The 10,780-nt window shown below is 72.8% G+C and carries 8 protein-coding genes and 1 pseudogene; 7 read left to right on the forward strand and 2 right to left on the reverse strand.

Annotated features, from left to right (window positions below; translation table 11 throughout):
• Positions 1-182: pseudogene (locus B0W88_RS25490) on the forward strand (LysR substrate-binding domain-containing protein); the annotation flags it as partial.
• On the opposite strand, the gene B0W88_RS25495 reads toward B0W88_RS25490, so the two are convergent.
• Positions 164-610: a Cd(II)/Pb(II)-responsive transcriptional regulator gene (locus B0W88_RS25495; RefSeq protein WP_077037413.1), complete on the reverse strand. Its 447-nt coding sequence runs from the start codon at positions 608-610 to the stop codon at positions 164-166. The pseudogene B0W88_RS25490 and the gene B0W88_RS25495 overlap by 19 nt on opposite strands.
• 102 nt (positions 611-712) lie before the next feature.
• On the opposite strand from B0W88_RS25495, the gene B0W88_RS25500 reads away from it, so the two are divergent.
• The 4 genes from B0W88_RS25500 to B0W88_RS25515 all read left to right on the forward strand — a co-directional run bounded on the left by B0W88_RS25500 (position 713) and on the right by B0W88_RS25515 (position 7,052).
• Positions 713-2,194: an NAD(P)/FAD-dependent oxidoreductase gene (locus B0W88_RS25500; RefSeq protein WP_077037414.1), complete on the forward strand. Its 1,482-nt coding sequence runs from the start codon at positions 713-715 to the stop codon at positions 2,192-2,194.
• A complete protein-coding gene (locus B0W88_RS25505) occupies positions 2,191-3,141 on the forward strand; it encodes an alpha/beta fold hydrolase (protein ID WP_077037415.1) in 951 nt (316 codons plus the stop codon). Before B0W88_RS25500 ends, B0W88_RS25505 begins: the two co-directional genes overlap by 4 nt.
• Positions 3,142-3,200: 59 nt before the next feature.
• Positions 3,201-5,420 carry a cation-translocating P-type ATPase gene (locus B0W88_RS25510; protein WP_077037416.1) on the forward strand — a complete coding sequence of 740 codons (2,220 nt, stop codon included), beginning with the start codon at positions 3,201-3,203 and terminating at the stop codon, positions 5,418-5,420.
• Positions 5,421-5,513: 93 nt separating this feature from the next.
• Positions 5,514-7,052 carry a peptide MFS transporter gene (locus B0W88_RS25515; protein ID WP_077037417.1) on the forward strand — a complete coding sequence of 513 codons (1,539 nt, stop codon included), beginning with the start codon at positions 5,514-5,516 and terminating at the stop codon, positions 7,050-7,052.
• 61 nt (positions 7,053-7,113) lie between these two features.
• Here the strand turns inward: B0W88_RS25515 and ypfH are convergent, their stop codons facing one another.
• On the reverse strand, positions 7,114-7,794 hold the full coding sequence (ypfH, locus tag B0W88_RS25520; protein ID WP_158080938.1) for an esterase: 681 nt from the start codon (positions 7,792-7,794) through the stop codon (positions 7,114-7,116).
• A 58-nt stretch (positions 7,795-7,852) separates the two neighbouring features.
• Here ypfH and B0W88_RS25525 point away from each other — a divergent pair, with 58 nt between their 5' ends.
• Positions 7,853-8,347: a (2Fe-2S)-binding protein gene (locus tag B0W88_RS25525; protein WP_077037418.1), complete on the forward strand. Its 495-nt coding sequence runs from the start codon at positions 7,853-7,855 to the stop codon at positions 8,345-8,347.
• Entirely contained in the window at positions 8,347-10,626 is a 2,280-nt protein-coding gene (locus tag B0W88_RS25530) for a molybdopterin cofactor-binding domain-containing protein (protein ID WP_083749067.1), read from the forward strand. The genes B0W88_RS25525 and B0W88_RS25530 overlap by 1 nt, the downstream gene beginning before the upstream one ends.
• Positions 10,627-10,780 lie beyond the last annotated feature (154 nt).

Consider the following 10,780-nt stretch of genomic DNA (forward strand, 5'->3'; position numbering starts at 1 on the left):
TCGCCTACCTGTTCGAGCCGCTGGTGCGGGACGATCTGAAGGCCGGCCGGCTGCGCCGCGTGCTGCCGGCGGCGTCGCTGGACGAGGCCGGGCTGTTCCTCTACTTCCCGCGCCGCGCGTCGATGGCGCCGAAGCTGCGCGCCTTCATCGAGGTGGCGCGGGGTCAGGTCTTGCCGGGCTGAACCTCGTGGTGGCAGGCGCAGGCCTCGCCCTGCGCGGCGGACACGAGCTCCTCCAGGATGCCGCAGCCGTGCGCCGCGTGGTCCGCATCGCAGCGGGCCTTGAGCGCCACCAGCTGCTGCTCCAGCGCCCGCATGCTGGCCAGCCGCGCGCGCACCCGCGCCAGCTGCGCGTCGACGAGGCCGTCCACGCTGGCCAGCTGGGCCGCATCGCGGGTGTTCAGGCTGGCCAGCAGCTGCGAGACGTCGGCCAGCGACATGTCCAGCGCCCGGCAGTGGCGGATGAAGGCCAGCCGCTCCAGGTGCGGCTGCGCGTAGTCGCGGTAGCCATTGGCGCTGCGCGCCGGGCCGGGCAGCAGGCCGCTCTTCTCGTAGAAGCGGATGGTCTCGATGTCCACGCCGGTGGCGCGGCTCAGTTCGCCGATGCGCATGATGGCGGGAGCATAGCCGCGCCAGAGTGGAACACGCGATGCGCCGAGGCTCCGCGTTAGTCCGTACGGCATGAGGGAACATGCCGCGCCTACGATCCGCCGGTGAGCCAGGACACCCTCCTCGACGTGCTGATCGTCGGCGCCGGCCTTTCCGGCATCGGCGCGGCCCACCATCTGCAGCGCCGCTGCCCCGCCAAGCGCTATGCCATCCTGGAGGCGCGCGGCAGCAGCGGCGGCACCTGGGACCTGTTCCGCTATCCCGGCGTGCGCTCCGACTCCGACATGTACACGCTGGCCTATCCCTTCCGGCCCTGGCGCGGCGGCCGGGCGATCGTGGACGGGCCGGCCATCCTCGACTACCTCCGCGCCACCGCGGCCGAGGCGGGCATCGACCGGCGCATCCTCTACGAACACCGCGTGCTGGCCGCCGCCTGGTCCAGCGAGGCGGCGTGCTGGACGCTGACCGTGCAGGCCGGGGCCGAGACCCAGACCTGGCGCACCCGCTTCCTGCACCTGTGCAGCGGCTACTACAGCTATGCCGAGGGGCACCGGCCCCGTTTCGCCGGTGAGGAGGACTACCGCGGACGCATCGTCGAGCCGCAGTTCTGGCCCGGCGATCTCGACCTCGCCGGGCGGCGCATCGTCGTCGTCGGCAGCGGCGCCACCGCCGTGACGCTGGTGCCGGCGCTGGCGCAGCAGGGCGCGGCCCAGGTGACGATGCTGCAGCGCTCGCCCAGCTACGTCGTGGACCGCCCGTCGGTGGACGGCATCGCCGTCGGCCTGGCACGCTGGCTGCCGGCCCGCACGGCCCACGGGCTGGCGCGCTGGAAGAACCTGCTGGTCAACCGCTTCTACTACCGGCTGGCACGCAGCCGGCCCGAGCTGTTCAGGCAGCGCCTGGCCGCCATGGCGGCCGAGGCCCTCGGCTCGCGGCAGCTGGCGGACGAGCACTTCTCGCCGCGCTATGCCCCGTGGGACCAGCGGGTCTGCGTGGCGCCGGACGGCGACCTGTTCCACGCCATCCGCGCGGGGCGCGCCGAGGTCGTCACCGACACCATCGAGCGCTTCACGCCCAGCGGCCTGCGCCTGGCCGGCGGCCGCGAGCTGGCGGCGGACATCGTGGTCCTGGCCACCGGCCTGAAGCTCAACGTGCTCGGCGACATCGCGCTCAGCGTGGACGGCCGGCCCTTCGAGCCCCATCGCGCGCTGTCGTACAAGGGCATGATGCTGTCCGGCCTGCCGAACCTGGTGGCCACCTTCGGCTACACCAACGCCTCCTGGACGCTGAAGGCCGACCTCACCGCCTCCTACGTCTGCCGGCTGCTGCGCCACATGGACCGGCGCGGCCATGCCGTCGCGGTGCCGCGCGAGGATCCCGATGTGCCGCGCCGGCCCTTCCTGGACCTGAGTTCCGGCTACGTCCAGCGCGCCGCCGCACTGCTGCCGCAGCAGGGCGCGGCCCGGCCCTGGCAGGTCCACCAGGACTACCTCGCCGACCTGCGCAGCGTCCGCTGGAGCCGGCTCGAGGACGGCGTGCTGCAGTTCTCTTCACCCTTGAGCGAGCCATCCGGAAAGGCCCCATGACCCTGCTGCTGATCCTGCTCGCGCTCGTCGCCCTGGCCGCCCTGGCCCTTGCCGGCCTGGCCGCCTTCACCGCCTGGAGCGTGCGCCGCATCGAGGCCGGCCTGCCGCCGCAGGGCCGCTTCGTCGACGTGCCCGGGGCGCGGCTGCATGTGCTGGAAGCCGGCGACCCGGGCAAGCCGGCGCTGCTGATGATCCACGGCCTCGGCGGCAATCTGCGCCACTACAGCTATGGCCTGGTCGATGCCTTGAAGGACCGCTTCCGCGTCATCGCCGTGGACCGGCCGGGCGCCGGCTGGTCGGTGCGCCACGCCGGCGCCTCGGCGGCACTGAGCGTGCAGGCCGACGCGATGGCCGCGCTGATCGAGGCGCTGGCGCTGCCCGGGCCGCCGACCGTGGTGGGTCATTCGCTCGGAGGCGCCGTGGCGCTGGCCCTGGCGCAGCGGCATCCGGACAAGGTGCGGGCGCTGGCCCTGATCGCGCCGCTGACCCACACGCCATCGCGCATCTCGCCGGTGTTCGACGGGCTCAAGGTGGCCCGCCGGGCCCGCGGCCTGATCGGCTGGACTCTGGCGCTGCCCGCCGCCATGGCCAGGAGCGAGCCGATGCTGGCCGAGGTGTTCGGGCCGGAGGCCGTGGTCCCGCACTTCGCCACCCGCGGCGGGGCGCTGCTCGGGATGCGACCCGGCTGCTACGCCAACGCCTGCGCCGACCTGGCCGACGGCCCCGCCGAGCTGCCCGCGATGACCGGACGCTATGCCGCGATGCGCTGCCCGGTGGCCGTGCTCTACGGGCGCGGCGACCGCCTGCTGCGGCCCGACGAGCAGGGCGAGACCCTCGCCGCCAGTCTGCCCGGGGCGCGGCTGACGCTGGTCGATGGCGGGCACATGTTGCCGCTGACCCAGGTGGACGCCACGGCGGCCTTCATCGCCGCGGCAGCGGCCGGTTGAACAGGGAGCGGGCCCAGGACGGTTGACTCTGGAGCCACTACAGGCTGTGCAATGGCGGCATGAGCAGTCATTCGCACCATCATCACCATCACGAGCACGCCTGCTGCGGCCACGACGATCATCATCATCAGCATGCAGCCGCGCCGGCGCCCGCCCAGCCGGGCGCACTCGCAAGCGGCGCCACCCGCAGCCGCCTGTTCATCGCCGCGATGGACTGCCCCACCGAGGAACAGCTGCTGCGCACCGCGCTGGCGGGCATCCCCGGCGTGCTGGCGCTGAACTTCGACCTGATCGGCCGCACGCTGTCGGTGGACCACCGCCTGCCCGACACCGCGCCGCTGCTGGCCGCCGTCGCCGGCGTCGGCATGCGGGCCGAGCCGCTCGCCGACCAGCAGCCCGCGCCCGAGACGCCCACCGTGCCCGCTGCACTGCGCTGGCGCATGGCCGCGGCCGGCGCGGCGGCAGTCGGCGCCGAAGTAACGGCTTACTTGAGCGGTGTCGAGAACTCCGCGCCGGTGATCGCGCTGGCGCTGCTCGCCGTGCTGCTGGGCGGGCTGCCGACCTTGCGCAAGGGCCTGATCGCGCTGCGCCGCCTGGCCCTGAACATCCACCTGCTGATGAGCCTGGCCGTGATCGGCGCGGTGGCGCTGGGCCAGTGGCCCGAGGCGGCGATGGTGGTCTGGCTGTTCGGCCTGGCCGAGATGATCGAGGCGCTGAGCCTGGCGCGGGCCCGCCGTTCGATCCAGGCGCTGGCGGTGCTGGCGCCGGAGCAGGCGATGGCGCAGCAGGCCGATGGCGGCTGGGCGATGCAGCCGGTGGCGGGGCTCGTGGTCGGCACCCGCCTGCGCGTGCGGCCGGGCGAGCGGGTGGCGCTGGACGGCGTGGTCGAGGCCGGTGAATCAGCCGTCGACGAGGCGGTCATCACCGGCGAGAGCCTGCCGCGCGCCAAGGCCGCCGGCGACACGCTGCTGGCCGGCAGCGTCAACGGCAGCGGCGCGCTGGACTACCGCGTCACCGCCGCCAAGGGCCTGACCCTGCTGGACCGCCTGGCCGCCGCGGTGCAGGAAGCCGCCGCACAGCGCGCGCCGACGCAGGCCTTCATCGACCGCTTCGCCCGCGTCTACACGCCGCTGGTCGTGCTGGGCGCGGTGGCGCTGGCTGGCCTGGCACCGCTGCTGCTGAACGAGCCCTTCGCGCCCTGGGCCTACCGGGCGCTGGTGCTGCTGGTGATCGCCTGCCCCTGCGCGCTGGTGATCTCGGTGCCGGTGACCATCGTCAGCGGCCTGACCGCCGCCGCGCGGCGCGGCATGCTGGTCAAGGGCGGCCTCTACCTGGAGCAGGCGCGGCACTTGAAGAGCATCGCGCTGGACAAGACCGGCACGCTGACCGAAGGCCGGCCGGCGCTGGCCGACGTGCTGCCGCTGGGGGACAGCAGCCGCGAGGAGATTCTGCGCATCGCCGCCAGCCTGGATGCGCTGTCCACGCACCCGGCGGCGCAGGCTATCGTCGCCGCGCACACCGGGCCCTTGGCCGCCGTGAGCGACTTCGTCTCGCTGGCGGGCCGCGGCGTGCAGGGCCGCATCGAGGGCCAGGCGTGGTCGCTGGGCAGCCCGCGCTGGCTGGGCGCGGCGCCGGGCCAGGAAGCGCTCGAGGCGCAGGGGAAGACGGTCGTCGTCCTCTGCCGTGGAGACTTGCAGTTAGGCCTCCTGTCCGTGGCCGACACCGTGCGGCCGCACAGCGCCGAGGCACTGGCGCAACTGCAGGCGCAGGGCATCCGCCTGCAGATGCTCAGCGGCGACAACGCCCGCACCGCCCGGGCCATCGGCGCGCAGCTGGGCCTGACGCCAGATCAGGTGCGCGCCGAGCTGCTGCCCGAGGACAAGCTGGCCGCCATCGCGCAGCTGCACGCGGAACACGGCCCGGTCGCGATGGTCGGCGACGGCGTCAACGACGCGCCGGCGCTGGCCCGCGCCGACATCGGCATCGCGATGGGCGCCGGCGGCACGGCGGTGGCGATCGAGGCGGCCGACATCGCGCTGATGCAGGACGACTTGCGCCGCCTGCCGGAGCTGATCACGCTGTCGCGCCGCACGGCGGCCGTGCTGCAGCAGAACATCGCGCTGGCCCTCGGCCTGAAGTTCGCCGTGCTGGCGCTGACGCTGGCGGGCCATGGCTCGCTGTGGCTCGCGGTGTTCGCCGATGCGGGCGCGAGCCTGCTGGTGGTGCTCAACGGCCTGCGCATGCTGCGCAACACCCATCGCTCGGGAAATCCCGGGTAGCGGCCCCCGGGCCACGGGGAAACGGCCAGCGACAATCGCGCCTTCATGCCGGCCCGCCACAAGCGGGCCGTTCAACATCGCCGGAGCCTTGCCTTGAATACCGCCAAAGCCGGGGCGCCCCAGACCATCCTGGGGCACCCTGACAGCCTGTTCGTCCTGTTCTTCACCGAGATGTGGGAACGCTTCTCCTACTACGGCATGCGTGCGCTGCTGGTGCTGTTCCTGGTCTCGACCGCGGCCAAGGGCGGCTGGGGCTGGAGCCGCGAGGAGGCCACGACGCTGTACGGCTGGTACACGATGCTGGTGTATTTCACGCCCATCCTGGGCGGCTACCTGGCGGACCGCTTCCTCGGCACGCGCCGCGCGGTGCTGATCGGCGGCTTCGTCATCGCCGCCGGCCATGTCTGCATGTACCTGGACTCGGTGCCGACCTTCTACACCGGCCTGGCGCTGATCGTCTGCGGCACGGGCCTGCTGAAGCCGAACATCTCGGCCATCGTCGGCCAGCTCTACAACAAGGACAACGAGCAGGGCCGCGACGGCGGCTACACGCTGTTCTACATGGGCGTGAACGCCGGTGCCTTCTTCGGCATTTCCCTGTGCGGTTACATCGGTGAGAAGGTGTCCTGGAACCTCGGCTTCGGCCTGGCCGGCGTGTTCATGATCCTCGGCGCGCTGCAGTTCTGGCTGGGCCAGAAGGTGTTCGGCGACATCGGCGCCGTACCCAGCGACGAGAGCCGCGCTGCCGTGGCCGCGACGCGCGACGAGGAAGGCCCGGCCCACGTCGTGCGCGACCGCCTGATCGCCATCGGCGTGTTCTCCTTCTTCACGATCTTCTTCTGGTTCGCCTTCGAGCAGGCCGGCGGCTCGATGACCATCTTCGCGGCCGACTACACCGACCGCACGCTGGTGGGCACCGGCGGCTTCGCCTTCAAGGTCATCAACTCGCTGATGACGCTGATCCCGGCGGCCATCCTCTCCTGGCTGTGGGTCAAGCTGGCCAGGGCCACCGGCGGGCGCATTGCCTCGTCCAACGCGGTGCTGGCGCTGGCGCTGCTGCTGATCTGGGGCCTGTCGCTGTGGATGCTGGGCCGCGAGTTCGCGCTGGACCAGTCGGAAGTGCCGGCCACCTGGTTCGGCGTGCTGAACTCCTTCTTCCTGGTGATCCTGGCGCCCTACTTCACCAAGATGTGGGACCAGTGGTGGAACCCCAGCGGCCCGATCAAGTTCGGCATGGGCCTGATCCTGCTGGGCTGCGGCTTTGCCGCGCTGTCCTACGGCTCGGCCGGCATCGCGCCGGGCGCCAAGACGGCGCAGGTGAGCATGGTCTTCCTGACCGTGGCCTACCTGTTCCACACGATGGGCGAGCTGACGCTGTCGCCGGTGGGCCTGTCCTACATCTCGCGCCTGGCCCCGGCGCGGCTGCTGGGCCTGATGTTCGGCATCTGGTTCCTGAACACCTCGATCGCCAACAAGCTGGCCGGCGCCACCGGCAGCTACATCGACAGGATCTCCGAGGCCTATTCGATGTCCACCTTCTTCCTGATCTTCACGCTGATCCCGATCGGCGCGGGCATCGTCATGATGCTGCTGAATCCCTGGATGCTGAAGAAGATGCACGGCATCCGCTGATTTCCGGCATTAGCAGCGATCAAGCAGAAGGCGCCTCCGAGGAGGCGCCTTTTTTCTTTGTTCACTGCTGCTTCTGCTGCCGGTCCTGCTCCGCGGCCGCCAGCACCGCCTCGCGCCACAGGCGCGCGGGCACGAAAGTGCGCAATTGCTCCATCGCCTTCTCGACCAGCTGCGGGTGCAGCTCGTGGCCGATGCCGGGCAGCACGTCGGCGGTCACGTCCGCCCCCAGCGCCACCAGCGTGCGGGCCGCGTCGACCACCGGCCGGACCGGATGGACCTCGTCGGCCATGCCGTGCAGCAGGTGCACGCAGACCTGGTGCGGCGCCTCCTCGGGCCGGGCCAGGTAGCCGCCGCCGATGGCGATCACGCGGCCGGCCAGCGCGGGCTCGGCCTGCAGTGCCTCCAGCGCCAGCATGGCGCCCTGGCCGAAGCCGGCCAACGCGACCAGCGGCCAATCCAGCGCGAAATGGGCGGCCCAGGCGCGGATGCGGGCGATGAAGTCGGGCAGCGCCGCCTCCATCGCGGCCGGGTCGGCGAACCAGCCGAAGCCGCCGTCGGCCGGCAGCGGCCCGTTCAGCGAGACGATGGCCGCCTGCGGATACTGGCCGCGCAGCGCGCGGGCCAGCGGCGCCATCTGCGCCGCCTCGCCGCCCTCGCCGTGCAGCACGACGAACAGCAGCGCCGCCGGCTGGGCAGGCAGGTCGACCAGGGCGCGGGAATCGGGAGCACGTTCTTCATTCATGCCCCCGATTGTCGCGCTGCTATGCTGCCGCGCACTCCTGCGCCCCCGTAACAGCCCCATGGATCTGAAGCTCAACGGCCGCCTGCAGCCCCTGCCCGAACATGCCAGCGATCCGGCGATGCCGCTGCTGTGGGCGCTGCGCGATGGCCTGCACCTCACCGGCACCAAGTTCGGCTGCGGCATCGGGGCCTGCGGCGCCTGCACGGTGCACCTGGACGGCCAGGCCACGCGCTCCTGCGTGACGCCGCTGTCCGCCGTCGCCGGCAAGGACGTGCGCACGATCGAAGGCCTGGCCCAGGAGCCGCAAGGCCCTCACGCGGTCCAGCTCGCCTGGATCGCCGGGCAGGTACCGCAGTGCGGCTACTGCCAGAGCGGCATGCTGATGGCCGCCGCCGCGCTGCTGGCCGCCAAGCCGCGGCCCACCGACGCCGACATCGACGCCGCCATCACCAACCTCTGTCGCTGCGGCACCTATCCGCGCGTGCGGGCCGCGATCAAGGCGGCGGCGGAGTCCGGCCCCATGCCGGCGGTCAAGAAGAAAGCCGCCGCGTGATGAAGCGCCGCACGCTGCTGCTCAGCGGGCTGGCCGGCGGCGCGCTGCTGGTGGGCTTCGGCGCGCTGCCGCCGCGCAGCCGGCTCGGCTCGGCCGACACGCTGCCGGCGATCGACGGCGGGATCGGCATCAATGGCTGGATCAAGATCAACATCGCCGACGGCCACGTGCTGCTGGCGATGCCGCGCAGCGAAATGGGCCAGGGCGTGCACACCGCGCTGGCCCAGCTGGTGGCCGAGGAGCTCGAGCTCCCGCTGGCGCGGGTGAGCCTCGTCGAGGCCGGCCACGAGACGCTGTACGGCAACGTGGCCGCCTTCATCGGCCAGCTGCCGCTGAACCCGCGGCAGACCGAGCCGGGCCACGAGGCCCGCATCGCCAGGCTCGGCGCCTGGACCATCGCCAAGCTCGCCCGCGAGCTGGGCATCAACATGACCGGCGGCAGCTCCAGCGTGGCCGATGCCTGGGAGCCGCTGCGCTGGGCCGCGGCCACCGCGCGGGCGCAGCTGATGGGCGCCGCCGCGCTGCGCTGGAAGCTGGTGCGCGACGAGCTGACGCTGACCGACGGCCTCATCAGCCACGCATCCGGCCCCAGCGCCCACTTCGGCGAACTGGCGCGCGAGGCCGCCAACACCCCGCCCGGCGAGGTGCTGCTGAAGCCGCGCGAGCACTGGCGCCTGATCGGCCAGCCGGCGCCGCGGCGCGACCTGCAGGCCAAGGTGGACGGTTCGGCCCGCTTCGGCATCGACCAGCGGCCCGCCGCCGACCTGCTCTTCGCCGCCGTGCGCCATGCGCCGATGCTGGGCGGCGCGCCCGGCGCGGTGCCGGTCGACGAGGCCCTGAAGGCGCCCGGCGTGCTGCGCGTGGTGAAACTCGGCGCCTACGCAGGCGGCCACGCGGCCGTGGCCGTCGTCGCCCGCACCAGCTGGCATGCGATGCAGGCCGCCAAGGCGATGGAGATCGCCTGGCAGCCGCGCCCGGCCGGCCCGCTGGACAGCGAGGCGATCCGCCAGCATCTCGCCGCCGAGGCTCGCCGCGCCGCCGGCGACGCAGGCCTGGCCTTCCGCAGCCAGGGCGATCCCGCCCCGGCGCTGGCCGCCGCGGCGAAGCATGTCGAGGCGCTGTACGAGGCGCCCTATCTCGCCCATGCCGCGCTGGAGCCGATCAACTGCACCGCCCGCGTGGCCGGCGGCAAGGTCGAGCTGTGGGCGCCGACCCAGGTGCCGGGTCTTGCCCGCGACGTCGCGGCCCGCGCGGCCGGCGTGGCGCCGGAGGACGTGACGGTCCACGTCAGCTACCTCGGCGGCGGCTTCGGCCGGCGGCTGGAGGCGGATTTCGTCGGCCAGGCGGTGCGGGTGGCGATGGAGACCGGCGGCGCGCCGGTGCAGCTGCTGTGGCCGCGCGAGGAAGACACCACGCACGACTTCTACCGCCCCGCCGGCGCCGCCCTGATGAAGGGCGGGTTGGATGCCGCCGGCAAGCTCGTCGCGCTGCAGGTCGGCACCGCCGGCGATGCGATCTCCCCGCGCTGGATGGAGCGGGTGCTGCCCGCGCTGGCCGGGCCGATCGATATGCCCGACAAGACCACCAGCGAGGGCCTGTTCGACCACCCCTACGAGGTGCCGCACCAGCGCATCGCCCATGCCGCCACGCTGAGCGGTGTACCGATCGGCTTCTGGCGCTCGGTGGGCCATTCGCACAACGCCTTCTTCACCGAGAGCTTCATCGACGAGCTGGCCCATGCGGCCGGCGCCGACCCGCTGGCCTTCCGGTTGGCGCTGCTGGACGGCCTGCCGCGCCACGCGGCGGTGCTGAAGCTGGCCGCCGACCGCGCCGGCTGGGGCCAGGCCTTGCCTGCCGGCCGCGCGCGCGGACTGGCGCTGCACGAGAGCTTCGGCAGCATCGTGGCGCAGGTGCTGGAAGTGTCGATCGACAACGGGCGGCCGCGGGTGCACCGCATCGTCTGCGCGATCGACTGCGGCACCGTCGTCAACCCCGGCATCGTCGCCCAGCAGATGGAGGGCGGCGCGATCTTCGGCCTCGGCGCCGCGCTCTATGGCCGCATCGACATCGAGGCCGGCGCGGTGCGGCAGAAGAGCTTTCCCGACTACCGCCTCGTCACGCTGGCCGAGGCGCCGGTGGTGGAGACCCACATCGTCGTCAGCGAGAACCCGCCCGGCGGCGTCGGCGAGCCGGGCGTGCCGCCGGTGGCGCCGGCGCTGGCTAACGCCTTGTTCGCACTGACCGGCGAACGCAAGCGCCGGCTGCCGCTAGCGGTCTAGGAAGAGCTGCTTGACCCGCTCGATCAGCCGGTACAGCGCCGTCGCCCGGTAGTCGGCTCGCCGCTCGCGCAGCCGGCTGCCGTGCGCCGCCGGCCCGCGCGGCTGGCGGCCCAGCAGGATCGGCTCGAGCTGGTCCAGCAGCGGGTTCAGGTCC

Source organism: Pelomonas sp. KK5, assembly GCF_001984095.1.
GTDB lineage: Bacteria > Pseudomonadota > Gammaproteobacteria > Burkholderiales > Burkholderiaceae_C > KK5.